Here is a 26024-nt window from a genome sequence, read left to right on the forward strand (position 1 = left end):
GGCGTCGAGCAGGTTGTCGTTCCGAAGGAAGTCGAAGACTGGTTCCGCCCGCAGATCGTAGATGTCCATGCCGCGGCCGATCTCGGCGCTCTGGGCAAACAGCCTTGCATAGCGCGTCAGGAAGGGTTCGTCCTCGTAGAGATCGATGATCTTGCCCTCGGCCTGAAGGTCCCGCGCCCGCCGGTCTACGAACTCGGTCATGGTCTCGATCACGGGATCCAGGTCCGCGTCGGTCAGCACGTCCTCGACGACCACCAGGCCGCGGTCGTGGAATTCCGCCAATTGCGCTTCGGTGAGGGCCATATGCGTTCTCCTTCACTCTCCTTCACAAATAAACGATAGAGTCTTTTAGCCTTAACAATCCAATCGTTGTGCTGCTACCGGTAACATAACTGTAGCAACGACCATTGGCAACTTTGGAAATGCCAGGCCCGGTTGAAAACGCGTTGTCCTGCTTTTGCCCAAATTCGCAACTACGCGTCGCCTCATCCCAATGGCGATCGCGAATCGATATCAGTCCTGGTGGAACACCTCTTCCATCTCCGCCCACCATTCGCCTTCCTTCCGCGTCGGCAGCGGTTCCTGCATGGGCATCATGATGTCCCACCACTCCTGCGTGACCGGGTCGGCGGCCATCTTCGCCATGTCCGCCTCGAAGTCGTCGCCAACATATTCGAAATAGGAGAAGAGAAAGCCGTCCTTCAGGTAGATGGAGTAGTTTGTAATGTTGCATTCCGTGATCATCTTGGCAACGCCGGGCCAGATCTCGACATGATATTCTTTGTATTCCTCGATCCGTTCGGGCCTGACCTTGAGGACCATGCCGTAGCGCTGGGGCTTGGTTTCCGGTACGGGCCTGTGTGCGGTCATTGGGATCTCCTTTAAGATGCGGTGTGCTGGCCGCCGGGCAGATGACGGGCCGCCGGGCGGGGGTATCCAAAACAGATTTATATGTTGATGGATATTTCAATCAATATTGACAATGCTATTTTCTGCGTTTTGGGACATATGCGCCGTCCCCCGCAAGTATCACGCCGAAGCCGGCACATCAGGCGTCGGCGCCGCTGGCGGAGGCACCCCCGGCGTCGGCGCCTCCTCGGGAATCAATCCTTCCTCCCGCAATTCCGACCAGAAATCCGCAGGAATCTCGACTTCAAACATCCGCACGTTTTCGTCCACTTCCCCCGGAGACCGCGCGCCTGGAATGACGGCGGCCACCGCCGGATGAGCCGGGGGAAACTGCAGGGCAGCCGCCTTGAGGGGCGTGCCGTGGCGGCCACAGACCGCTTCGATGCGCCGCACCTTATCCACGATATGCGAAGGCGCCTTGCGGTAGTCGAACTTCGCTCCGTCCACGGCGCCCTGCGCCAGGATACCGCTGTTGTATGGGCCGCCTATGATGATACTAATGTTTCTTTCCTTGCAAAGGGGCAGAAGCCGCTTGAGCGCCGTATGATCCACCAGGGTGTACCTGCCCGCGCACAGAAAGCAGTCGAAATCGCCTTCGGCGGCGAAACGGGCGAGCATCTTCGCCTGGTTCATGCCGACCCCGATGGCGCGGATGACCCCTTCATCCCGGAGCCGGACGAGCGCTTTGTAGCTGCCCGTCATCGCTTCTTCGTAGTGATTGTCCGGATCGTGGATATGGAGGATATCGACCCGGTCGAGTCCAAGTCGGGCGAGGCTCTCTTCCAGGGAGCGCAGCGTGCCGTCGTAGCTGTAGTCGAAGACGGGGCCGACGGGCGGGAGATCGTCGGACCAGACGTCCTGGTCGCGTGCCGGATCGGGCACGAGGAGGCGCCCCACCTTGGTGGCAAGGACGAAGGAATCGCACGCGGGGGCGTTGCGCGCGTGGGCATTGCGCGCGGGGGCGTTGCGACCGTATCCGCGGTTTGAGAGTGCGGCCCCCAGGCGGGTCTCGCTCACGCCGCTGCCGTAGAGCGGGGCCGTGTCGAAGAACCCCAGGCCGTGGCCGAGGTAGGTGTCTACGACCCGGGCGGCAGCCTCATCGGTAACCCCCTGGTACAACCCCGCCAGAGGCGCGCCGCCGAGTCCCAGGCGGTTGACCTTGAGCCCCGTGCGGCCAATTACCGCTTCCGCGCGTTTGGTCTCCGATGCCGCGCGACCGCTCTCGGCTTCCGTGCGCACGGGCCTTACTGCACTGGTCCGGCGCTGTTCATCCTGCTTCATCTGGCTCGCCCTGCATCTCGTCCGGCGTCTCGCCCTGCATGGACTCCCCGCGCAACAGGAAGGCTCGGATGTCGTAACGACCGGGACGCTCCACGGGCAGGTCGCCCGCCTCGATCATCTCCTCGATGGGCGAACTGTGGGTGCGCACGGGCATCTGGACGACCTCGTGGAGTCGGGCGGATTCGTATATACCCATGATGATCTCCACGGCAGCCCGGCCGTTGGACGCTTCGCCCCGGTGTTCGGACTTGCCCTCGATCCAGTCCGCCAGTTCCACGGCCTGGTCCACGCTCGGGTCCTCACCGGTCGAGGGGCGCTCCTCCCAGCCGCCGGTCTTCGAATTAATGAGCAGGACGCGCTGTTCGTTCACGTCCATCATGCCGTCTGTGCCGTAGAGGTAGCCGCCCTGCCGCCGCTCCGGATGAAGCTCCTGAAGAAGCTGCCCCACGGCCCCGTTGTCGAAGCCCACGATGCCCGCGCTGCGGTCCTCGATCCGGATGTCGCGCTCGTACCGGTCGGTCTTGCGTTCGATGTTCCCGAGCACCCATTCGGGCGCGGGATCGCTCATGACGTAGCGCATGAAATCGAACATGTGGGAGCAGTCGTTGAGCAGGCCCTGGCTGCCGCTGCAGTGGACGTGCCGTACGTCGCCGATGGCCCCTTCGGCCACCAGGTTCCGGGCATCGGTCCACACCGGGTTGAACCGGCGCTGGTGGGCGATGGCCAGCTTGACGTCGTTCCGGCGGGCCGCGATCATCATCTCGTCGCATTCGCCCATGTTGACGGCCATGGGCTTTTCGCAGAGAATGGCCTTGGGACGGCGCGCGCAGGCGGCAATGGTCAGGGGGGCGTGGAGCTTGTGCCAGGTACAGATGCTGACGACATCCAGCCCTTCCTCGTCCAGCATTTCCCGGGCGTCGGCATAGCGTTTTCCGATATCGTACCGGTCGCCGAAATCCTGCCTGGCATCGGCCACCGGGTCCGAAAGCGCCACGACCTCGAACCGCTCTTCTCCCAGGTATCCCTTCATGTGGAGGTGCGAGATGCTACCGCACCCGATTATGCCGACACGATAGACCGTGGACATCTAAGACTCCTCCCAGGACGAATTTTGCGTGTATACGCGTTGCGACAATATGTGTAGACGATGTGATGACGCGTTGCGACGATATGTGTAGACGATGTGTGGACCCGTCGCGACGACGCGGCGAAGCGTTGCACCGATGCGGCGAAACTCGACGATCGGCCGCGCCAGACCTTTAGATGGTCGAAATCGAATATCGGAATATAGACGGCGGCATGGGCCGTGTCAACGGTCCCGAAGGGGGCGACGCGCGACGTGTCTACGATGTCGCTATCGGCGCCTCGGAGGGGTGTCGACGATCCCGATGTCGGCGCCGCGAAGAGGTGTCGACGATCCCGATGTCGGCGCCGCACACCGCACATTAACCCGGCGGACATGACTTGACACGGGACCCGGCATTAGCATAAGATTCAGTACGATGGAACTACTGATCGTACTCAACGTAATTCTGCTCCTCATCCTCATCGGGACCTTCCTGTCTCTCTCGGGGCGCGTGAAACACCTCGAGGACACCATCCGGCGTTATTTAAAGGATGTAACAGACCCGGTTGCGGGGATGTCCAGTAGTGGCACGCCGTGGCCAGACGACGTACCGGAGCCGGAGACTGCCGGCCCCGCACATCCGGCCGCGAGCGTTCCAGACCAGCCACGGACCGCACAACCTGTCGCGGACGTTCCAGGCCGGGCACGGGCTGCACATGCGCCCACCGAAGTGCCGGGCCAGGCGCGGGCCGGTGGCGGAACCAGCCGCTTGTCCCACATGCTCCGTCCCCGCACCCGCGAGGAGTGGGAGACCCTGATCGGCGGCAAGCTGTTGAATCGCGTGGGCGCCCTCGCCCTCGTCCTCGGCGTGGGTTTTTTCCTGAAATACGCCTTCGACAACGACTGGTTGAACGAGACGGCGCGCGTGGTCCTGGGCGGTGCGGCCGGCCTGCTGTTGGTTGCCGGTGGCCATCGGTTCCACCGGCGCGGCATGTCCGTATTCGCGCAGGGCCTGACCGGGGCGGGCGTGGGCATCCTCTACCTATCGATTTACGCCGCCTACGATTTCTACCGCCTCGTTCCGCAACCCGTCGCCTTTCTGCTGATGGCACTGGTGACGGTCGCGGCCCTGCTGCTTTCCCTGCGCTATGACGCCCGGGCCATCGCCCTACTCGGCTGGGCCGGTGGATTCCTGACGCCGTTCCTGCTCGTCACCGCCCAGTTGAACACCCTCGGACTCTTCGTCTATATCACCCTGCTCGACGCGGGCCTGATCGCGGTGCTGCTCAGCCGGCGCCACTGGAGAGTGCTCGAGCCGCTGGGCATCGCGGCAACCTACGCCACGTACCTGACCTGGTCGTTCCGGGCCGATCTGCCCGAAGGATTCGGAACGGCTTTGGCCTTCCTGACACTGTGGTGGGCGCTGTTCGCCTGGTTCAGTCTCTACCGGTCCGCGGCCGGCGATACGGGAAGGCGACGGTGGCGATGGATCGCGGTAACCGTCAACGCACTGGGTTTCTACGTAATGCTTATGCGCCTTTCGCGGCACACGGACGGCATATGGGATTTCATCGGGTTCCAGTCTCTTACTCCACAAAACTATCTGGTCTATTCAGAAGGGATCGCCACAGTCGTCCTTTCACTTGCGTACTTCGCGCTGACCGCGTGGATCACGCGCAATACAGTCGACCGGTCCGCGGCCGCCGTGCATGCGACCGCGGCCATTTTACTGGCGGTACGCGCCCCGCTGAGCTTTTTCAGCCCTTACGTCATCGTCGTCATCTGGGCCTTTGAGGCCCTGATCCTGTTCGGGTTCGGTGCATATCGCGAAGTGCGCGCCGTCCGACACGCCGGTACGGCCCTGTTGGCGCTTTCGTTCATCGGGATCTTTCTCTTTGGCGGGACCTACGTATCCAGCCTGGTTTCCGCATACGTGCCCGTGTTTTCGACACGCACCGCCGCATATTGGGTCGTGGGCGGAGCGCTGCTTGCCTGTGCCGGCTTGCTGCAGGGCCGCACCGAATCGACGAGCGAACGAAGGCATTACACGGTTTTCCACCTGGCATGGACCTTCCTCTTCCTGGTATGGGGCACGGTGGAAGTGCTCAGCTATTTTCAATACCTGGTTGTCACGACGGAACGCGGCTTGACGGAGCAGCTGCAGAACCTGCGCCAACTCGCGGTCTCAGGCGCCTGGCTGATCGGTGCGGCGCTGGTCATGACGCTGGGACGGTGGCAGGACATCCCCGCCCTGCGCGCGGCGGCCATCGTCTACCTCGGCTGCACCGTGGTGAAAGTCTTCGTCTTCGACCTCATGTTCCTGGACACCCTCTACCGGATCGCCGCCTTCCTCGGCCTGAGCGCCATACTCATCGCCGTCTCCTACCTCTACTACCGGAACCGCCCGGCTTCCTGACCCGGTACGCATTCCTGAATTGATATGCCCAGCCTGGCTCGATCATCCCAGCCTTGCTCGATCATCCCAGCCTTGGATCGATCAATCCGATTAAAAAACGTGCGAGAGGTTACAAAAAACCTCCGACTACTTCGTTAGACCCTATCGAATTGGTCCATTCACTAGCGCGTCCATCTATACACCGACATAACGGGAGGCAATCATGGGAGACGACAAGGTAAAGGAATCGACGGCTGAGGTGTTCGCCACGGTGGCGGAGGTGAACACACTCTTCCATTCATTGGAGGATATGCTGGCAACTCGATTCGAGGCGATCGATGGGAAGTTTGGGGTCGTCGTAGATAAGCTGGCCGAGATGGACGCCAGGAACGAAGGCAGGTTCGCCGCGATCGATGGCAGGTTCGGGGTCCTCGAGAAAAACCTGGCCGAGATGGACGCCAGGTACGAAGGCAGATTCGCCGCGATCGATGGGAAGTTTGGGGTCGTCGTAGATAAGCTGGCCGAGATGGACGCCAGGAACGAAGGCAGGTTCGCCGCGATCGATGGCAGGTTTGGGGTCCTCGAGAAAAACCTGGCCGAGATGGACGCCAGGAACGAAGGCAGATTCGCCGCGATCGATGGCAGGTTTGGGGTCCTCGAAGAAAAACTGACCGAGATGAACGCCAGGAACGGGGTTCAGTTCGCAGCACTAGAACAAATGATTGTGGAACTGGATACCAAAACCGAGGGGAAATTCGATCTGGTTGAGCAGAGTTTCAAATCACAGGAACAAAAGATCGAGCATTTCGTGACATCGGCGAACAACAAGTTGATGGCTATATTGCTCGTGATTGCCGGGTCGATCATTGCCGGCCTGCTTTACGGCGGTTAGTGCCGGGCCGACCGATCCACGGCCCAAGTGATCCGCACGCATAACGCGCGGGTCGGCCGGCCCGAGCGCTCCGCGGGCTGACCGATACTTACCCAGGCTCTTCGCGCGCAGTGGCCTGCAGGGCAAACTCCGTCAGTTCAACCGTCATGGGATAACGGTTGAAGGGCGTGATCAGGTAGAGCCCGTTGAAGTACGCCAGGACGGACTCGATGAGTTCCCGGGCAATGGCGACGCCCTCTCGTCGGGCCTTGCGTCCACGGCCCACGCGGGCCATGCGCGCACGCACGTCGTCGGGCACGACGAATCCGGGCACCTCGTTGTGGAGAAACTCCGTGTTGCCGTCGCTGACGAGCGGCATGACGCCCGGGAATATGGGTACGCCGGCATCCCGGGTCGCCTCGTAGAGTTGCTTCGCCTGGCGGCGGTCGAAGAGGGGCTGCGTCATGATCATGTCGGCGCCGGCTTCGACCTTTCTTTCCAGCCTTCTGATCCTTCTGTCCAGGTTAGGTCCGTTGGGGTCGAAGGCCGCTGCGACGGTAAACGCGGTCCTGCCATTCAGGGTGCGGCCCGAAAACCCCACGCCGTCGTTCATTTGCTTGATCAGACTAATCAGTTCGAAGGACGAAACGTCGTAGACATTGCTCGCTCCCGGCTGATCGCCGAACTTGACGGGATCGCCCGTGACGGCGAGGACGTGGTCGATGCCGAGGGCGTGCAGTCCGAGTACCTGGGACTGCAGGCTGGCGAGGTTCCGGTCCCGGCAGGTGATGTGCAGCAGCGGTCGGATGCCGGCCTCCTCCTTGACGATCTGCCCCACGGCCATGTTGCTGATACGCGTGACGGCAAGAGAATTGTCGGCCATGGTCAGGGCGTCGGCACCCGCCTTCTTGAGGGCTTGCGCGCCCCGGACGGTAGGTCCGTGATCCAGGTCCCGGGGCGGGTCGAGCTCGACGATGACGGCCACCCTTTCCTTGACCAGGTCCACGATCGACGGTTCAACCGCCGGGGGCGGGGGTACGGGACGGGCAGAGCGGGCGGGAGGCGCTGGAACTCGTACGTCTACCGGCAGGACCTTCTTGTGCGTGACGATCTCCCGTCCTTCCAGGGCCCGGGCCATGGCTTGCACGTGCTCGGGCAGGGTGCCGCAGCACCCACCGATCAACCGCACGCCCTGGTCGCGCAACCGGAGCGCGCTCGTAGCGAAGTACTCCGGCGTCGCCTCGTAGATGAACCGTCCGTCAACGTATACGGGTGAACCGGCGTTCGGGAATGCCGAGAGCACCAGCCCCTCCGACAGGGGTACCGGCGCCAGGGCGTCCAGCAGACCCTTGGGACCGCTGCGGCAATTGACCCCCACCACGTCGGCGCCGGCCGCGCGAAGCTGATCGAAGGCCTCCACGACCTCGAACCCGTCGTCCGACTGTCCGTGCTGGTCCACCGCGAGCTGGCAGATCGTTGGCAGGCCGCATATCTCCTGGCAGACCTCAAGCGCCGCCTTGAGTTCGTCGAGCCGGAGAAAGGTCTCCAGGATGATCGCGTCCGCGCCGCCGCCGGCAAGGGCGGCGATCTGTTCCGCGTGAACCCGCCGGTGGTCCGCTTCGGTGTAATCCCAATGGGGCATACCCCGGGCCGGTCCGACGGCGCCGGCCACATAGGCGCGGGACCCTGCCGCCTCCCGGGCGATCTCCACACCGCGGGCATTCAAGGTTTCCGCCTGGTCTTCCAGGTTGTATTTCGACAGGGACAGGGCATTGGCCCCGAAGGTATTGGTTTCGATCAACCCGGCGCCCGCGTCCACGTATTCCTCGTGGATCTTCCGGATCAGGTCGGGCCGGCTCAGGTTGATCTCGTCGAAGCAGACCTCCATCGGCACGCCGCGGGCGTACAGCATCGTACCACTGGCGCCGTCCGCCACCAGCATGGAAGACTGGAGATGGTCGAGGAGTGATGAGTTCATGGGATGAGGTCCGTTGGCGCAGCACTGTGGCCGCCGTTTTGTGGCGCCGCACTATGGCCGCCGTTCGGCACGTATAGACGCGTCCCGGTCAACGACCGTTGCTCAGCGCGTATCGACGGATCGCCCATGCGAAGCCGTTCTCGTGGTTCGGCGGGGCGATGACCAGGCCCTGCGCCCGGCCCGCTTCCTTGACCGCGTCCTGGGCGTTTTCCATGATCACGCCCAGGCCCGCGTTGAACAGCATGGGCAGGTCGTTGTCGCCGTCCCCGACGGCCATCACGTGATCCATGGATATCCCGTGCCCGCGCGCGACGAACTCGACGGCGACCTTCTTGTTGACGTCGGCATGCATGGCTTCGATCCGGTCCGGGTTCGTCTTGACGAGATAAAGGCGGGACGCGAAACGGTTCTTCAACTCCGCCAGGACTGCCTCGCGCCGGTCCAGGCCGGGCAGGATCAGCATCTTGGGCGGCGACGGATAGTCGCCCTGTCTCAGTCTCGCCATGAGATCGTCGTCCCGGTCGACGGCGGCGCGGCTTTGCTCCTCGATGGATGCAATGGAAGGGGTGTATTCGTTGGTGATCACGCTGTCCAGGGGACCCTTTTCCGTGACGCGCAGCCAGCTGTATACGAAGTTGAATCCGTTTTCTTCGATGAAATCGAGCAGGTCCAGAAAAACGTCCCGTTGAATGCGCTTTTCGAAGAGCAAGGGCCTTTGTCCATGGCGAACCGGTCCGAGTATGATCCCGCCGTTATTGGCGATGACGTAAAGCCGGTCGAACAACGGCCGCGCATCGCTGAAGGGCTCGCTGCTTCGGTCGATGTTGCGGCCGCTCACGGAACTTACGACCAATCCCTGGTCGAGGGCGGCTTCGATGGCGCCCAGTCCCTCGGGGGAGGGTTTCCCGTCGGACCGCAGCGCCGTGTCGTCCTGGTCGAAGGCGATCAGCTTGATTTCTGGAGTGTCGTCGCTGGCTTTCAGTACTTCGGCGGTCATGGCGTTCCTTTCCAATCCTTCAGGTTTCTGCTTCACTATCCTTCATTCGCTTTCCGAGACTCCCTCCGGGATGGTACCGGGCGAAGTCCTCCCGGGTAAACCCGCGGCCGGCCTTCAGGGCCATGGCAAGCCCATCGGCCACGGCGAGTTGGCAGGACGTGCTTGCCGTCGGCGCGAGTCCTAAGGGACCGGCCTCGCCCGCCACGGGCACGTGCAGGGTCGCTGCGCTCGACCGGGCCAGACTGGATGAAGGATTCCCGGTGATCGCAATGATTGTCGCGCTGTTCGTGGTGAGGGTTCGCACGGCAGCCATCAGTTCCTCCGTCTCCCCGCTGTGGGAAAGGGCGATGACGACGTCCCCCTGCGCCACCTGGCCGCTGTCGCCGTGGTTGCAGTCGACCGGGTCGAGGAAATAGGCCTTCGTGCCGGTACTCTGCAGCGTGGCCGCCAGCTTGCGGCCAATATGGCGGGATTTCCCAACGCCGGTGACGTGTACGCGGCCTCCCGCTGCTTCCGACTTCCGTATGACGGAGATGGCTTCGTCGAAGTAAGCGCCGGACATGCCTTCATGCAGCGTGGATAGCGCCTCGGCGGTCCGCCGCACCGCGTCCAGTCCGGCCGCGCCGGGGGATGCCGCGCCGGGGGATGCCGCGCCGGAGGATGCCGCGCCGGGGAATGCCGCGCCGGGGAATGCCGCGCCGGGGGATGCCGCGCCCTGAGCGGTCTCGTCCGAATCGTCTGCGTCCACTTTCACTGTTGCCGTTTCCGAGGCGGTCACGGTTTCAGCCGGGTTCCGGACCGGGATCCGAGCGCCTTCGTACAGGGCCATCACGTCGTCCCGGCTCGATCCCAGTCGCGGGAAAGCCCCAGGGATGCGGCAACACACGGCGCCGCAGGCATTGGCGAGCGACGCGGTATCCCGCAGGGAAAGTCCGTGGAAGAGTCCCGCGATCAGTCCGCCCAGGAAGGCATCCCCGGCGCCGGTGGTGTCCCGGGCCTCCACGGGATTCGCCGGCGCGCGGAGCGTCTCCATCCCGTCGGTGACGACCGAGCCCTGCGCCCCTTCGGTGATGGCCACCAGGCGGGCGCCGTACCGGCCGAAAATTCCCTCGGCCCGTTTTTCGGAAGTGTCGGCTGCCACCATCTGCAAGGCGGCGGCCTTGGCGGGTTTCACGATGTCGGCGAGACGCAGGGCTTCCTCGAAATCTTCAGCCGATCCGAGTCCGGCCACCTGGATGGCGAAATCCGGGGGGACATCCACGTCCAGCACGGTGGGCACGCCGGCCTCCCAGGCAATGCGCAGCACGGCGATGACGGCGTCCAGCGGGAGTTGGGATATCTCTGTCGTCACCATGGCAGCCGACCTTATGTAGTCGGCGAAATGCGTCTCCACGTGCGCGGCCGTGGTCTCCGCCGTCAGGGCACGGGCCATGTAGATCGCACGGTCCGCGTCTTCGGCCACGTTCACCACCGAAAAGCCCGATGCGCGGTCCTCGAGGACCCGAACGGCCGACCGGTCGATGCCGTGACGGTCCATCTCGTCTCGGATCATCGCGCCGTACCGGTCGTCGCCCTGGTATCCGAAGAGCCCGGCGGGGACCCCCATCTGGGCCGTCCAGGCCAGGTGGTTGAGCGTCACCCCGCCCGTGATCTCGGTCACGACCGAGCCCGCTTCATCCGGCAGGATATAGGTTTTCTCCTCCGGTCCCGCGATCCGGTTCACCCGGTAGATCACGTCCACCACGTTGCTTCCGATGCCCACTACCCTGCGTGTGCGGTCGATGTCCTGGATCACGAAACACCACCTTCTTCGGAATCACTTGAGCGACCGGTACCTCTTGAAATACTTAAAATTATATTGTCAACATTGATTAAAATAAGAATCAACATATGTTTCTGTGATGGACGTACCTGCGCTATGGACAAGCTTTCGTTTTGGACATGCTTTGGTTATTTACTGTCTAGAAAATCGAGATACAAACGACTAGGCTGGATGCCCTTGTTGTTCTGATACTTTCCACTTACATAGGTCTCGAAATCGCCATTCAGCGTGTGGTAATAGACCTGGCAGATTTCCACGTTCGGATAGATCCTTATGGGCCGGACACAGAACATCTCCAGAGTCCAGTAGCCGGCGAATCCCACATCGCCGAAGCCTGCGGTTACGTGGACAAATAGCCCCAATCTACCCACGGATGACCGTCCCTCTAGCATGGGAACGTAGTTATCCGTCCTGGTAAATTCCGCTGTCCTGGCAAGATAGAGCGTCTGGGGGCGCAGTTCGTACCCTTCGTCCGGGATCCGAATGGATCGCGTGCGGTGTTGCTTCTTCATATCGAGCACGTCATCCTCGTAGATCAGGAGTTCATCGGCGAGTGAGAGATTGTAACTGTTCGGATTGAGCCTGGCGGGATCGAATGGCTCAATAAAAATGTCTTTCCCAATGCGCTCCTGGATCATTTTTCCCGATAGGATCACTACGATATTCCTTTCTGGGTTTAATGTGTCTCAACCGCTGTTTACCAGGACTACGGCAACCAGGGTCAGGCCGATGCCGACGTAGGCCGGCCCGCGCACCTGTTCTTTCCAGTACAATATAGCCACGAGCGTGGTGATGACAAGGCCGACCGCGCTGACGAAGGGAAAGACGACGGTGCCGGGAAGGTACTTGAGCGTGAGGACCAGAAGCCAGGTCCCCGCGACGTTACAGGCGCCCAGGAAGACGCTCCACCGCACTTCGGGCAGGCGCGCCTGGATCGGTTTGCTCCAGAGGTAGAAAAGCCCCATGATGCCGGATACGGCGAAGAGGGTGAAGAGGTAGAGCGGCATCTGGCTCTGGGGCGCGAGTTCGCTGAAGACCTTCGGGGACAGGTGGCAGAACCCCGTCGTGATGAAGAGAGCGCCGACCAGCCAGGCTACGCCTCGCAGGGACAGTTCGGCCTGTCTTCCCACGCCGATCGTCAGGAGCGGCAGGGCGATGCAAACCGTAACGATGCCCGCGGTCTGCGTAAGGCTGGGGATCTCGTACCAGATGACGATGGAGCAGAGGATGGGAATGAGGACGGACAGGCGGACGATGGCCAGGGTCACGGCCACCCCGCCCTGCAGGAGCGCCTGGATCAGAAAGCGGAAGGCAACGAAATAGAAGAACCCGCTGGCCGCGCCGATCACCACGGTGGTCCAGTGCCAGACCCAACCCGGGTCCGCGAGCATCAACAGGCCGGAGATCACGGCGCCTGCGCCATAGTTGAGGCTGCCCACGGCCAGGGCATTGTGTCCGTTGTGATGGGCGGACTTCAGGATCAGGCCGAAGCACGATGTCACGACGGTCGCCGTGATCAACAAAAGGAGTCCGAGCGCCGTAGTCTGTTCTCCGTCCTCAAATAGCAAGAAGCCGGCGAACGAATACCGCCTCGCCGGCTTCTTGATTCATGATCGCCGATTGTGCCGTTTACGGCGGGGCCGTTTACGGCGATAGCGCTTACGGGGTGAAGGCGAATGTACCCACGTAGGCGCTGCGCTTGTTCGGAATGCTCCAGGTCGCGATCAGGTCCGATCCGCTATACGCGTGAGCGGCGGTCTGGACCAGCGCGGCCGATGCGTCTTTCGTGAAGGGATCGTACCACACCATGCGATCGCAGTTGGGCTCGTGGTCGGTCGCCAGCATGGTCCGGGTAGCCACGCGCACCTGGCCGTCCACCGTAACGGCGTAGGCGTCCCCGCCGTCGTGACGGAAGGAGATGTCCGTGGGCTTTACCGTTTTAACCGTGCCGAACAGCTCGCCATACCGGGCGGTGAAAGCGCGCTTCAGTTCCTGGCGCTGGCCTGGTGTGGCCCGGCTGTCGATCAACAGCACGGTCTCGCGGGCGTGATGACCGAGTTGCAGGTTGCCCTTGCCGAGAATGACGGCGACGACGGAAAGGTCGGCCAGCGCGCCATCACGGATATGCCAGGCCACCACGGCCTGGTTGGCATCGCCTCCCGCTTCCGCCGAGTAGGTACAGCCGCCGCCCAGGATGTGGTTGGAGCGAACTTCCACGTAATCGCCGGCAATGGAAGGTGAGCCGGCCAGCGCCGGGGATGCCGCGAGGACGATCGCGGCCATGAGTGCGAAACCGGTCTTCATCATATTGCCTCCCTGTTCGGAGTTTCTGGGTCTCTGTTTTGGGGGTTGGCGCGTCCGGCCTCGTAGTTCGTGACGAAGTCTGAGACTCCGCAGGCTCGAAACGGACAGCCACCCCGATTTCATGTCAATATCGTTTGGGCGCGTATCTGAAACGCGGTATATTCTACCGTACCGGAAACATCGCAGTATATTCAATATATGTGCTCCACGCCTATCAAGTCAATCGCATTTCGAATCGATCGGGGAAACGAACATGGAATACAGAGCGCTCGGTAAATCGGGGCTGACGGTATCGGCCATCGGCATGGGCTGCTGGCCCATGGCCGGCGTGGGGTGGACCGGGATCGACGACAACGCGTCCCTGGCAGCGCTCGAGGCGGCCATGGACGGCGGCGTCACCCTCATCGACACCGCCTACATGTACGGGCGCAGCGGCGAATCAGAACGGCTGGTGGGACGGGCCATCGCGGGCAGGCGCGACCAGATCGTCCTGGCGACGAAATGCGGCATGCACTGGGACGGCACGACGATCATTCGCGACAGTTCGAGGAAATGCGTTCTGGCGCAGGTCGAGGAGAGCCTGCGCCGGTTGAATACCGACTACATCGATCTGTACCAGGTACATATGCCGGACGAGAACACGCCTTTCGAGGAGACGGCCGCCACGCTCGCCGAACTGAAGGAACAGGGCAAGATCCGCGCCATCGGCGTGAGCAATTACGACGTGGCGCAGATGCGGGAATTCGCCCGCCACGCGCCGCTCCACTCGGACCAGCCGCCGTACAACCTGCTCAAACGCGACATCGAGGCGGAGATCCTGCCCTACTGCCGGGAAAACCGGATCGGCGTGATCTCCTACTGGCCGCTGTACAAGGGGCTGCTGACCGGGAAATACGGCCGGGGCCACCAGTTTCCCGAAGGCGACAACCGCAACGAGGACGTCCGGTTCCAGGGGGAGGAGCTCGATCGCACCCTGGACATGCTCGACCGGATGAAGCCGATCGCGGACGAATACGGCAAGTCCATCGCCCAGCTCGTGATCCACTGGACGGCCCGGCAGCCGGGCATCACGTCGGTCCTTTGCGGCGCAACGCGGCCCGCCCAGGTTGAACAGAACATTGCAGCGGTGGGTTGGGAGCTGTCCGAAGATCACCGCGCGCAGGTCGACGAGATCGTTGCCGGCATGGGCGACTAGGTCGGCAATACTAGTTGGCCAGCGCGCTGCCGGCGATCGAGCGGATCTTCTTGACCATGGACCGGAAGCCGTTGCTTCGGCTCGGGCTGAGGTGGGACGCCAGGTCCAGCCGGCTGAAAATGCCTTCAATGTCGGCGTCCAGGATCTGGCGCGGCGTCTTCCCTGAATAGACCATGAGCAGGATGGCCACGAGGCCGCGGACGATGTGGGCGTCGCTGTCGGCGTCGAATGTGATGGTCGGCGGAAGGGTCTCGGCCACGTGGGGTACGAGCCAGACCTGGCTCACGCAACCCTTGACCTTGTACACATCGGTCTTGTAGGCATCGTCCAGGGACGGGAGCTTCTTTCCCAGGTCGATGATCTCCTGGTACCGCTCTTCCCAGTCATCCAGGTATTCGAAGTCTTCCAGCACTTCTTCTATCGTCGTGTCCATCGTCACGATCGTATATCCTTCCGGTATATCCACTCGATTCAACGCGTCCATGGCTGCCAGCTCAACGCGTCCATGGCGGCTGCCTGCTCAATTCGTCCGTGGCGGCGGCCTGCTCAACGCGTCCGTGCCCGCTGCCAACTCAACGCGTCCGTGGCGGCTGCCCAGCTCAATTCGCCCCGATCAACAGCATGGCCGAAACGCCGGCGGCCGCACCCGATACGAAGAGGTTCCACTGGCGGTGCGGCGTTCCCAGGATCCGCAGAATCACGAAGGCCACGGCCGCGAAGACCGCCACGATCATCAACTGGCCCAGCTCCAGCCCGATGTTGAAGGACAGGAGCGGCACGACGATCGATTCTTCCATGCCGAGCAGTGCCCTCAGGTAGTTCGAGAAACCCAGGCCGTGGATCAGGCCGAAGAAAAGGGCCAGCCCGTAGCTCGTCTTCCGTCCGAGTTTACCCTCGAACGGCCGCCAAACGTTCATCAGGCAGGTCGCCAGGATCGTCACGGGGATGAGCGTTTCGACCAGGTCCGTCGGGACCAGAATGATGCGGAGCGTAGCCAGCGCCAGGGTGACCGAGTGCCCGATCGTGAAGGCCGTGACCAGTACGATCACCGAACGCCACCGGTTCAGCGGATAGGCGGCGCAGAGCGCGATGATGAAGACGATGTGGTCGTAGGCGTTCAGGTCCGAAATATGGTCGAAGCCGAGTTGCAGATATACCTGGAATTCGGACATCTTCCGCCCAAAGTTCAGCCGGTGCCGAGGTCCAAACCCCGACCCGGACGCGACCGGTCACCAATGTCATGACCCGAGACGACCGGAACCGGACGAAGGGCCGGACCTCGCGTACGGTTCAGCCCCATCGTCATGACCCGAAACGAACGGTCCCCGTGACGGTTTTCTTGCTCAGGTTGACGTATTTCTTCTCACCGCCGACTTCGAACCGCATGACGTTGGCCTGCGTGTCGAACATTTCGATCAGGATCCGATTCTCGACCTCGATCGTCTCCACGCGGTCCACACCTGTAATCTGCACCAGGCAGGCCGTGGCGTCAAGGGCGTCCTCCATGCCGGCGTAGGTCAGTTTCCGGTCTGCGCCGTTGACCCGAAAGGCCAGCCGGGAGGCCAGATACTCGGCCACGTGCCGTTCGCGGTCGGCGTGGGCCTGGTCGGTCCAGAGCCTGAGCCGGGGGCCGCCTTTCGCCACGATGGCCTCCTCCAGATCGTCCGTGAATATCCGTACGGATACGTCGAGAAGGGCATCGCCAGCGTTCCACTTGACCCGCGTGATGCTCACGTAGAACACGTGGGCGTGTGCCGTGACTGGACCCGGGGTTGCGGTCGGACCCGGGACGACGCCCGGAGATGCTACCGGCCCCGCGGCCGGAGTCGGAACGGCTGCGGCGGCAATCATCAGGCAGAGAAGGACCCCGAGCGTCTTCATCGCCACCATCCTACTGGGCCATATCGTCCCTCAGGCCGTACTTGTCGATCAGGTAGATCAGCGTGGCGATGGACGCGCCGCCCAGTTCCAGCTCCCGGCGGTTCACGGCTTCGAATACGTCGGTGGGCGCGTGATGGTAGTCGAACGCCCTTTGCGAGTCGGGGTTGAACCCGATGGTCGGTGTACCCGTCTCCCTGCGGAGCGGACCGATATCGGCGCCGCCGCCGCCCTTGTTGATGTAGGAGATGGTGCTCTGGGGAAACAGGGGCAGCCACGACCGGAAGCGTTCGATGACGTCATCGTCCGCAGACACGCCGAATCCCCGCGGGCTGAAGCCGCCCGCGTCGCTTTCGAGGGCGATCACGTGATTCTCGCCCGTTTCTTTCGCCACCTCGGCGTACTTAAGGCCGCCGCGAAGGCCGTTTTCCTCGTTCATGAACAGGACGGCCCGGATGGTGTGGCGGGGCCGGATGCCCAGCTTCTGGAAGGTCCGCAGCACGCCGATGGAGTGGACCACGCCCGCGCCGTCGTCGTGGGCGCCTTCAGAAACGTCCCATGAGTCGAGATGACCGCCCACCAGGATGATCTCGTCCGGCCGCTCGCTGCCTCGGATCTCGCCGATCACGTTGTGCGAAAGGGCGTCGGGGTGCCACTTGCTGGCCAGGCGCATGTAGAGCATGGCTTCGGGCTGCTCCTCGAGAGCCCGTTCCAGGCGGTCGGCGGACTGGTAGCCCAGGGCCGCCGCGGGGATGCGCTCCACGTCTTCGAGATAGCGCAGACCGCCGGTGTGAGGCGCGTCGCCGAAGTCCGAACCGGCCGACCGGATCACCACGCCCACGGCGCCGAACCTGGCCGCCTGGGACGGACCGGCGGTCCGCTGGTCCACCGCTCCGCCATAGCCGGGCCCTGTGGCGATCACCGTCTGGTCGAAGCGCCGGTTGTAGAAGACGATCTTCCCTTCAACGGCCTCGCGGCCGAGTTCTTCCACTTCTTCCAGGGAGTGTGCCACCACGACTGGTGCCGTGATCCCTACCGGAGCGGTCGGAACCGATCCCCCGATGGCCAGGGCGGTCAGCTCGATCATGCCTTCGTTGACGTTGACGATCCGCACCTGCTCCGGTTCGCCCCGTTCCCAATGGGGCACCATGACTTCCTGCAGGTAGACCCGGTCGAATCCGTAGCCTTCCATCACCTCTTTTGCCCATGCCACGGCGCGTTCAGCGCCTTCTGAGCCACTGAGGCGCGGTCCGATGTTCTTGCTCAGGTCTTCCAGGAGGTAGTACATCTCACCGGAAGTCAGCCGTTCGTTGAAGATCGCGGTGACCGTTTTCTCGTCATCGGTCTGCCCACGGGCCTCGCCGGGAAAGGCCGTCGTAAGCGCCAGCGTGAGCGCTACCGAAAAGGCCAGTGAAAGGGACAGGGTGAGCAGGGGGATGCGGGCCCAGAAACCGCACGGGCTGACACGGCGCGCGAGACCCGGCAGTGATCCGGTAAAAGCGGACAGCATGAAGACCTCCGTGTTGATATGGAAAGGGACCGCCCTGCGCATGGCCGGGCGGCCTTGCTGAATTCGAATTGCTTGATTCGAAGACGGTTACCGCGTCAGTTCCCAGCCCAGGTGGGCAATCTCCGGCGCGATCAGCTTCTCCCAGGCCAGTTCCACCGCGGCCGGGGAGCCGGGCGTGGAGATAACCACCGTGTTGCGGTACACGCCCGCGGTGGCGCGGGACAACATGGATGCGGCACCGACCTGTTCGTAGCTGAGCATGCGGAAAAGCTCGCCGAAACCGGTCAGCGGCTTTTCCAGCTTGCGGTTCAGCACGTCGAAGGTCCGGTCTCTCTTCGAGATGCCGGTCCCCCCGTTGAATATGACGATCTGGACGTCATCGCCGGTACTCGTCTCGAGGGCGGCTTCGACCTGGTCCGGTTCATCCTGGATCAGGTGATAGCCGGCGACCCGGTGGCCCGCTTCCTCGATGCGTGTCCGGAGGTAATTCCCGTTGATGTCCGTTTCCGGCGTGCGGGAATCGCTGACGGTTACCACGGCGACGGCCAGGGGTCCGAGCTCGGCCGCCTGGGACTTGTGGGATGAAGTGCTCTTGGACGACATGAGGCCGAATGCTACAGCACGTCCTGCAGCCGCAGTCCCTGTTTCTTCAGGAAGGGCATCAGCCCAATTTTCGTGACCGTCCGCAAGGCGCTGACGGACATCTTGATGCGCACCGTGCGGCCCAGTTCGGGCACGTAGATACGCTTCAACTGCAGATTTGGGTACTGACGCCGCTTGGTCTTGTTATGGGCGTGGGATATGTTGAAGCCGACCAGGGGTCCTTTTCCGGTCAACTTGCATTTTCTGGACATGGAGCAAACCTCCAGGAACGACGCTACCGCGTCTCCCGGTACATGACGTGCCGTCGCAGCGTCGGGTCGTACTTCTTGAGTTCGACGCGGGCGGTCGTGTTACGCCGGTTCTTCTTCGTGTAGTAGCAGTGCGCGCTTTCCGTGCTCTTGAGTTTCACCAGTTCGCGGTTCTTGCCCTTGGCCATGCTGTACTCCTAAGACGAGCCCATCTTCAAAATGCCGGTTTTTCCAATCAGGCGTTCAAATTTAAGCGGCTCGCCCGCCGAAATCAAGGAAATAAAACAAGACCCGCAACGTCCGAGTCGTCCGTGACGCCTGGCCGGGTCGTCCGTGACACCTGGCCGCCGGTCTACGCCTCGTCCATGGCGCAGGCTTGCAGCTCTTCCAGCGACACGAATTCCAGGGACATGGCGTGGGTGGCGCTCAGCACCACCGGCGGCGCCACGCCCGCGTCATAGGCTTCTTTCCAACGGTTCACGCAAATGCACCAGCGATCTCCGGGCTTCAGGCCATGGAAGCCGAAGGCGGGTACGGGCGTGCTGAGGTCGTTTCCCGCCGCCTTCGAAAAGACCAGGAACTCCTCGGTCATTACCGCGCAGACGGTGTGGACGCCCGCGTCGCCCGATCCGGTGTTGCACGCGCCGTCGCGATAGAACCCGGTCAGGGGATCCATCGAACAGCCCGTGAGTGGTCCGCCGAGTACGTTCATGGTCCGCCGAGTACGTTCATGGTACGCTAAGTACGTTCATGGTGCGCTAAATGTCGAAAAGGTAGGCGAGCTTGACGATCAGCGTGCGGTCCAGCGGGTCGCCGAGCAGGGCTTCGGTGGCCTCCCCGTTGTCGCGCCGCTCGTTGTACACCACGTAGAGGTTGCTGCCCGGGCTGATGATGTAGTTGAACCGGAAGTTCGACACGAACCGGTCCTGGTTCGTATCCCACTGGACCAGCGCGTTGAGGGACACGTCGGGCGAAAAGGAATAGCTGGACCGGACGCCGAACAGATGGGCTGTAATATCCTGCTTGGTTCCGCCGGTGTCGGTGAGCGTCACGTCGTTCAACTCGTACCGGGGGCCGATGGTGAAACTCGAACCGGCGCGCAGCCCGCCCTCGAGATTGAGCGATCGCCGGTTCCCGTTGATGTACCGGCCGACAATGAGCTGGAAGTCGGCGAACAGCGGCTTGCTCAGGTTCGTCGTGTAATGCATGCGCGAAGAAGCGTCCGTGTAGTTCCCCGCGGGGAGCTTGACGCCCAGAATCGGGCGCGTGTCTTCGCTGATCCTTCTGAAGTCGCGGTCAAACGTGATCCCGGCCTGTTCGCCGCCGGTGAAGAACAGCTCCCAGTGGTAGTGCTCTCTCCGGGTCAATTGCGTGCCGTCGTCGCCGAAAGTCGCCGCGAGTACGACATGGGGAAAGTACCGGCGAACGATGCTGTTGGTGGGTTCGGGCGTGTAGAACGCACGGGCCGAAACCTCGTGGAATCCGCCGAAATTCCGGGCCAGGCTCCGGCGGCTGAAGAAGCCCATGCCGGGATTGAAGAACTCGGAAACGCCCATGTAAAGGCCCTCGAACTGCCACAGGGGCCCGTTCCAGCGCGACCACAGCCGTCCCGCGAATCCCGATTCGCTTTCCTCGCCTGCCTGGTAGGTGGTGCCTGCCAGGAACCCGCTGACGGCCAGCTTGGGACCGATGGCCAGGTTGAAGTCGCCGCCTGCCGCGCGGTTGAAGTCGCCGCCGCCGACCCGCTGGTTGGTGACGATGAATCCCACGTTGGATTTCTCACCCACGTCCTGGCTGATCCGCGCCACGGCGTAAATGTTGTCCTCGAGCTTTGTGTTTCCGAACTGCTCGTCGCCCGTACGCATAAGCAGCAGGCCCAGGTTCGTGCGCCCGTGCTTGCCCGTCAGGCGGCCGCCGCCGGTGATCGGCACCTGTCTAAGCGCACCGGAACCGTCACGCGCAAGGCCGACGTTTCGGCTGTAGAAAAGTTCCGTCTCCCGGGCTACGCCGAATCGGAACAGTCCGCCGTTCTCCAGGAAGAAGGCGCGTTTTTCGGGGAAGAACAGGTTGAACTGCGTAAGGTTGACCTGCGCGTCGTCCACTTCTACCTGGGAGAAGTCCGTGTTGTAGGTCAGGTCGAGGGACAGGTTGTTGGTCAGGCCGTACTTCACGTCCACCCCGCCGTCGAAATCGTCCTCCCGCGTCGAAGGGCCGGGCTCGTAGGTCCACGTGGCCCCGCCCAGGGAGTAAGGCGTAATCTGCAGGTAACGTTGGTCGTGCCGCGTGAGGTTCAGGCCCGACAGCGTCCCGGCCACGGACACCTGGGAGATGTTGAAGGGGCGGATGACGGGCGCCCAGAAGGACTGCTCGTTGCGGCGGCGGACCTGGCGCTCCAGGTTGATCCCGAAATCGACGTCGTCCCCGGTCTCGAAGCGCAGCGTGCTCCAGGGAATGGCCATCTCGGCGTACCAGCCCTCTTCGTTCCGGGAGGTGTACACGTCCCACACGCCGTTCCAGTCCGTCAGAACGTTGGTGTTGAAACGACCCTCGGACCGGCCCTCGTTGCGCACCTGGGCGTCATAGCGGGCGCCGTCCGGATTGGTGGCGAAGAGAATGCCGTTCTGCCGGTCCATGTACGTATCCAGAATGATCTGGAAGTAGTCGTCGTCCGCCAGGTCTCCGTCCCGCGCCATCTGCGTGGCGATGATCTGGGCGGGGTTCGAGTCGTACGCCCAGACGCCGATGTACAAGGTCTGTTCGTCGTAGAGGACCCGCACCTCGGTCCGCTCGGTCGCCGGCTGGCCCTCGTCGGGGCGTTGCTGGGTGAAGCCGCTGGCCGCCAGGGCGTTCTGCCATATACCCTCGTCCAGGACGCCGTCCATGTGCAACGATTCCAGGATGCGCAGCGGAACGATCTCCCGCTCTTGCGCCGACGCGGAGCCCGTGGTCAGCATGGTCTGCATAGCCAGCAGGACGGCCATCAGGACCGTGAAGCAGCAGGGGGTCACCGTGAAGCAGCAGGTAGTCAATGTACGCGCGTATGTACGCATACGGTACATCAAGCTATTCCTCCATAGACTGCCCGAACGGCACCGACAGGCTGATCGTAACATTCCGACCCGGATCGTCGGTGAAATAGCGGAACCGGCTCAGGTAGTCCCGGTAGCGCTTGTTGAACAGATTGTGCACGCCGAACTGCATGCGGACCGGTTGGTCGGCCACGGCCAGCTCCGCGTGCAGCAGCACGTCGAAGAGGTTGTAGCCGGCTGGCGGATCCGCAAAGTCGATGCCTTCGGGAAAATGATCCTGCCGCATGACGAAATGGCCCTCGAACCCTATCCCGGCTTCCAGCAGGCGCCCGGTGGGAGGCAGGCGGAAATCCAGGCCGGTGATCAACCGGGTGGGCGGCATCTGGAACAGAGGCTCGTTGCCCGACGTGTTTCGTCCACGGACGATTGAAGCGGAAAGATACGTGCCCACGTATCGGGTCAAGTCGTATTCCAGGTATCCGTCTACACCCTGGATCACCGCGTCAGACTGGACATAGGTAAATTTGGGGAACGCACCCCGGATTGTCAACACAAGATCGCCCGCCGGCAGCAGCGAGATGAAGTTGCGGTAACTCGACCTGAACAGCCCCAACTCGCCGTGGCCCCGGTCCCCCCGGTACCGCAGGGTGAGGTCCGTGTTCAGGCTCGATTCCGTGTCCAGACCCTTGTCTCCGATCTCGAATTGCGCCGTACCGTGATGAACGCCGTAACTGTACAGCTCGTTCACCCCGGGTGGACGCCAGGCCCTGCCGATGTTGGCGGCGACGGCCAGGGTCGGGGTCAGTTCCTGGATCAGGCCGATCACCCCCGTCATGTTTCGGTAGGTGAAGATCCCTCCTTCGACGATCTCGGTGGCGCGCCGGCCTTCGTTCGAGTAGATCTCCGCCCAGCGGTAGTCGTATCGCAGACCGGTTTCCACCGTGGTCTTGCCCTTCGTCCAGGATTCCAGGGCGAACACCCCGGCGCTGTATGCCAGGAAATCGGGAATGAGGAACCCCGTGCTGAACCGTGTGTTCCGCTGACGCATGCCGCTGACGCCGATCTTGCCGTACCAGTTTCCGAAGTTCCGGTGGTGGAAGATTACTTCGCCGCTGTGAGTCTGCAGTCCCAGGTCGAACCCGGGCCTGGTCGGCGGGGCGCCGCTCCGGGTGGAGTCCCACTCTTCGCGCCGGTTGTACTGCTGTCCGTACCGCATTTCGAGATTGCCCACCCCTTCGAAGCGTACCAGGGACCGAACGGACAATAGATCGTGCTCCACCCGCTGACGTGGATTGTCGATTTCGTAGGTGAATTCGCCCGTGACCCATGGGTCGCCCCGCTCAATGGCCCGTCTCAGGTCCGTGGTATTGCCGATGTGGGCGCCTTTGTAGATCCCCAGCCAGGTACCGAAATGACTGAAATAAGCCTCCGTGTCCATCCAGTCCGTCGTATAGCCCAGTGCCAGGGAGTAGTTTCGTTCGTCGAATCCGGAATTTCGTATGACGTGCTTCGGCGCCCGGGCGTCGCCCGCCCGGCGAAGACTGCCCTGCACCCGCCACTTGAGTCCCGGCAGCCGGTGAAGCGCCCCCTGCACGAGGAGGGAAGCGGCCCCCTGTTTGTTGTTGGAAAAGAGGTTCGTGTTGAACCTGCCGCCCATCCCCGGATCCTCGGGCAGCTTCGGCGGTTCGATGCGGATGACGCCCCCGATGGCACCAGCGCCGTACTGCACGCTGGCGGCGCCCTTGAGCACTTCGATGCGGGCGGGGGCAAAGGGGTCGATCTCCGGTGCGTGGTCCCCGCCCCACTGCTGTCCCTCCTGGGTCACCCCGGCGTTCAGTACCAGCACCCTGGCGCTGTGCACGCCGCGCACCACGGGCTTCGAAATGGCCGGTCCCGTGGTCAGGGAGGATACGCCCGGCAGGGATTCCAGCGTCTCGCCCAGGGTCTGGCCCCGGCGTTCCTCCAGGGCGGACGGGGGCAGGACGAGTACGGACTGGCTGGATCCGGTGAGTTCGCCCGCCAGGTCCCGATCGCCCGTGACGGTGATCTCATCCCCCATCAGGACCTCCGGCTCCATGCTGACTTCGAGCACGGGAGACTGGCTTTCGGTAATGATGACCTCGCTCTGGATCGTCCGGTAGCCCACAAACCGGAACTCGATCGTGTGGCGGCCCTGTGGCACGTTTTCGAGACGTAATACGCCATTCTCGTCTGTAAATGCACCGATTTCGAGCGCGGGCAATACAACGGTCACCGCCGGCAACGGATCCCCGTGCTCGTTCAGCACCTTGCCGCTCACCGTGGCGGCGCGTGCTTCTGCCGGAAGTACGAGGCAGGACACGGCGAAAGCCAGGAGGGCACGCAGTACTTTCGTCGCTTTCATTTGCAATCACTCCAAGCCCGTTTCTAAGGGGAACAGGCCACGGCCGTGACCGTGCTGCTAGTGGACCACGGCCGTGTCCGTACTATGAACGCACCTCGACTTCGAAGGTCACTTCGAAATCCGTCTCGTCGCTTCGCGTCACGCCGTCCTTGGGTCCGGCATCGTAATGACTCTGAGAGATCCGGAACTGACCGTTCCGCGCGTTAGCGGGGACCGTAAGCGTGAATTTGAGTCCGACGGGATGATCGACGCCCGTGTTCGTCACATAATCGGATTCCTTGTCCGCATAGGCGACGGTAGCAGGCGAAAATCCTCCGAGGGTTTCGAAGAACACCTGGTGGGCCTCGGCTTCCTCCTTCACTTCCTCGGTGATGTCCTCCGGCGGGGTTTCCAGTTCGTTCAACTCCAGCAACCTTCCGTTGTAAACCGTACCGGCGTCTACGACGATTTTGTCCACGACCGGGTCGTTGCCGCCTTCACCGTCGAGGTCCTGGAACTGTACGGTGATCGATGATCCCCCGCCCTGGGGCGTAAGCGTGACCTTGATCGTCGTGAAGAGCTCTACTTCGCCCGGACCGTGGTGGTGGCCGTGGTCGTCGTCGTGATCGTCATCGTCGGCGTGGTCGTCGTCGTCCTGATGTTCGTCATGATCGTCCGGACCCATTGGATTGGAGTCGTTGTCGTCGGCGCAGGAGAACGTCAGTGCTGCGGCCAACATCGCGGCGGTCATGACGGACAGTAAGTTCCATCGGTATTTCAACATTTTGGGCTTCTCTTCCTTTTCTGTGCTGCGTGAAGTGAATGATTTGTTTCTTCGATCGTGCACTGAACTTCCCTGCTTGAAAACCGCCATCTCGATATCCCTGACTATAGATTCCGAATTCCGTTATAGGCCTGTGCAACTATCGTACACGTGCATCGGCCCGGTGGAACAAGACTCCGGTCACGCGTCGAAGCGCGGCCCAGATTCCCCGATCGGCGGATCTGACACGGTCCGGATTACCCGGGCCGCCAATTGCATGTTCCATAACCAATATTATGGCCGACTGAAGGGGGTGAACCCGGAGCCGTCGGCCAACGGTTTCAACTGTCTGACCGGGCGCTACGTATAGAACAGCCTGGACGGCCAGAACAGTCTGATCGATCTGGAAGTCTGGAAACATGTGCCAGCGTTGTCCGTATTTGATCGCGGAACGCGCCTGATGGATTCAGAACGTTCGTCCGGAACATCCGGGCCGGCAGGATTGGTCAGGTAAGGGGCGGCGCTCGGTTTCGGTGCTGCTTGCCCTGAATCCGGGGGTGACCGGGTTGCGACGCACCGGCCGCGGGGCCGACAACATCGTAGACCGGCAGGATTGCAGGAGTTTTCTCAGCCACCGCGGAGAATGTGGCGGCACAAAGGCAGGTCAGGCAGTGGTCCACATGATCGGCATGATCGGCGTCGGTCTCCAACTCATCGCAGTCGTGCGGGGGACTCGCGAAAAACAGGGCAAACGCGACAGCGCAGGAAAGCGTGAAGAGTTTCATGGAATACCCGTCACCAGGTGGCCTGATC

25 protein-coding genes are annotated in these 26024 nt (G+C 62.5%); 3 read left to right on the plus strand and 22 right to left on the minus strand.

The genetic code is table 11. The features are described from left to right. The 4 genes from OXH56_03485 to OXH56_03500 form a co-directional block, all read right to left on the minus strand. Positions 1–303, minus strand: a 303-nt coding sequence (locus OXH56_03485; protein ID MCY3554364.1) for a mitomycin antibiotic biosynthesis protein, incomplete at its 3' end; no start/stop codon positions are given. Positions 304–513: 210 nt separating this feature from the next. After that, a complete protein-coding gene (locus OXH56_03490) occupies positions 514–870 on the minus strand; it encodes an L-rhamnose mutarotase (protein ID MCY3554365.1) in 357 nt (118 codons plus the stop codon). 159 nt (positions 871–1029) lie between these two features. Further along, positions 1030–2190: an aldo/keto reductase gene (locus OXH56_03495; GenBank protein ID MCY3554366.1), complete on the minus strand. Its 1161-nt coding sequence runs from the start codon at positions 2188–2190 to the stop codon at positions 1030–1032. Then, complete coding sequence (locus tag OXH56_03500; protein ID MCY3554367.1) at positions 2177–3277, minus strand: Gfo/Idh/MocA family oxidoreductase; 1101 nt, start codon at positions 3275–3277, stop codon at positions 2177–2179. Before OXH56_03500 ends, OXH56_03495 begins: the two co-directional genes overlap by 14 nt. A gap of 757 nt (positions 3278–4034) precedes the next feature. On the opposite strand from OXH56_03500, the gene OXH56_03505 reads away from it, so the two are divergent. Together OXH56_03505 and OXH56_03510 are read left to right on the plus strand one after the other, a co-directional pair. Next, positions 4035–5672: a DUF2339 domain-containing protein gene (locus OXH56_03505; GenBank protein ID MCY3554368.1), complete on the plus strand. Its 1638-nt coding sequence runs from the start codon at positions 4035–4037 to the stop codon at positions 5670–5672. Between the two features lie 202 nt (positions 5673–5874). After that, complete coding sequence (locus tag OXH56_03510; protein MCY3554369.1) at positions 5875–6543, plus strand: hypothetical protein; 669 nt, start codon at positions 5875–5877, stop codon at positions 6541–6543. 88 nt (positions 6544–6631) lie between these two features. Here OXH56_03510 and OXH56_03515 read toward each other — a convergent pair whose 3' ends face one another. From OXH56_03515 to OXH56_03540, 6 genes are all read right to left on the minus strand, one after another. Then, a complete protein-coding gene (locus tag OXH56_03515) occupies positions 6632–8500 on the minus strand; it encodes a bifunctional homocysteine S-methyltransferase/methylenetetrahydrofolate reductase (GenBank protein ID MCY3554370.1) in 1869 nt (622 codons plus the stop codon). Between the two features lie 88 nt (positions 8501–8588). Continuing rightward, positions 8589–9497, minus strand: coding sequence for an HAD hydrolase family protein (locus OXH56_03520; GenBank protein ID MCY3554371.1), 909 nt, complete (start codon positions 9495–9497; stop codon positions 8589–8591). Positions 9498–9516: 19 nt separating this feature from the next. Next, complete coding sequence (locus tag OXH56_03525; protein MCY3554372.1) at positions 9517–11292, minus strand: PfkB family carbohydrate kinase; 1776 nt, start codon at positions 11290–11292, stop codon at positions 9517–9519. 155 nt (positions 11293–11447) lie between these two features. Next, the gene (gene dcd, locus OXH56_03530) at positions 11448–11975 is read right to left on the minus strand and encodes a dCTP deaminase (protein MCY3554373.1); all 528 of its coding nucleotides are present in this window, start codon (positions 11973–11975) and stop codon (positions 11448–11450) included. Between the two features lie 30 nt (positions 11976–12005). After that, positions 12006–12821, minus strand: a complete 816-nt coding sequence (locus OXH56_03535) for a DMT family transporter (GenBank protein MCY3554374.1) — start codon at positions 12819–12821, stop codon at positions 12006–12008. Positions 12822–12978: 157 nt separating this feature from the next. Continuing rightward, positions 12979–13626, minus strand: coding sequence for a DUF1326 domain-containing protein (locus tag OXH56_03540; GenBank protein MCY3554375.1), 648 nt, complete (start codon positions 13624–13626; stop codon positions 12979–12981). A 250-nt stretch (positions 13627–13876) separates the two neighbouring features. Between OXH56_03540 and OXH56_03545 the strand changes: the two genes are divergently transcribed. Beyond that, complete coding sequence (locus tag OXH56_03545) at positions 13877–14818, plus strand: aldo/keto reductase (protein MCY3554376.1); 942 nt, start codon at positions 13877–13879, stop codon at positions 14816–14818. 10 nt (positions 14819–14828) lie between these two features. Here OXH56_03545 and OXH56_03550 read toward each other — a convergent pair whose 3' ends face one another. The 12 genes from OXH56_03550 to OXH56_03605 all read right to left on the minus strand — a co-directional run bounded on the left by OXH56_03550 (position 14829) and on the right by OXH56_03605 (position 25996). Then, positions 14829–15251 carry a SufE family protein gene (locus OXH56_03550; protein MCY3554377.1) on the minus strand — a complete coding sequence of 141 codons (423 nt, stop codon included), beginning with the start codon at positions 15249–15251 and terminating at the stop codon, positions 14829–14831. Between the two features lie 166 nt (positions 15252–15417). After that, positions 15418–15990 (minus strand): HupE/UreJ family protein, encoded by a 573-nt coding sequence (locus OXH56_03555; GenBank protein ID MCY3554378.1) that lies wholly within the window; start codon positions 15988–15990, stop codon positions 15418–15420. Positions 15991–16120: 130 nt separating this feature from the next. Then, on the minus strand, positions 16121–16699 hold the full coding sequence (locus tag OXH56_03560) for a hypothetical protein (protein MCY3554379.1): 579 nt from the start codon (positions 16697–16699) through the stop codon (positions 16121–16123). 10 nt (positions 16700–16709) lie between these two features. After that, positions 16710–18206 carry a M28 family peptidase gene (locus OXH56_03565; protein MCY3554380.1) on the minus strand — a complete coding sequence of 499 codons (1497 nt, stop codon included), beginning with the start codon at positions 18204–18206 and terminating at the stop codon, positions 16710–16712. Between the two features lie 87 nt (positions 18207–18293). After that, a complete protein-coding gene (locus tag OXH56_03570) occupies positions 18294–18809 on the minus strand; it encodes a MogA/MoaB family molybdenum cofactor biosynthesis protein (protein MCY3554381.1) in 516 nt (171 codons plus the stop codon). An 11-nt stretch (positions 18810–18820) separates the two neighbouring features. Beyond that, a complete protein-coding gene (gene rpmB / locus OXH56_03575; protein ID MCY3554382.1) occupies positions 18821–19060 on the minus strand; it encodes a 50S ribosomal protein L28 in 240 nt (79 codons plus the stop codon). Positions 19061–19083: 23 nt separating this feature from the next. Beyond that, positions 19084–19245, minus strand: coding sequence for a 50S ribosomal protein L33 (gene rpmG, locus OXH56_03580; protein MCY3554383.1), 162 nt, complete (start codon positions 19243–19245; stop codon positions 19084–19086). 164 nt (positions 19246–19409) lie between these two features. Continuing rightward, positions 19410–19769 (minus strand): DUF2237 domain-containing protein, encoded by a 360-nt coding sequence (locus tag OXH56_03585; GenBank protein ID MCY3554384.1) that lies wholly within the window; start codon positions 19767–19769, stop codon positions 19410–19412. 46 nt (positions 19770–19815) lie between these two features. Further along, entirely contained in the window at positions 19816–22116 is a 2301-nt protein-coding gene (locus OXH56_03590; protein MCY3554385.1) for a DUF5916 domain-containing protein, read from the minus strand. Between the two features lie 4 nt (positions 22117–22120). Continuing rightward, positions 22121–24469 carry a TonB-dependent receptor gene (locus tag OXH56_03595; GenBank protein MCY3554386.1) on the minus strand — a complete coding sequence of 783 codons (2349 nt, stop codon included), beginning with the start codon at positions 24467–24469 and terminating at the stop codon, positions 22121–22123. Between the two features lie 82 nt (positions 24470–24551). Beyond that, positions 24552–25232, minus strand: a complete 681-nt coding sequence (locus OXH56_03600; protein ID MCY3554387.1) for a type 1 periplasmic binding fold superfamily protein — start codon at positions 25230–25232, stop codon at positions 24552–24554. Positions 25233–25717: 485 nt separating this feature from the next. Then, complete coding sequence (locus tag OXH56_03605) at positions 25718–25996, minus strand: hypothetical protein (protein MCY3554388.1); 279 nt, start codon at positions 25994–25996, stop codon at positions 25718–25720. Positions 25997–26024: the final 28 nt, after the last annotated feature.

The sequence above is a fragment of the Gemmatimonadota bacterium genome, assembly GCA_026702745.1.
GTDB lineage: Bacteria > JAAXHH01 > JAAXHH01 > JAAXHH01 > JAAXHH01 > JAAXHH01.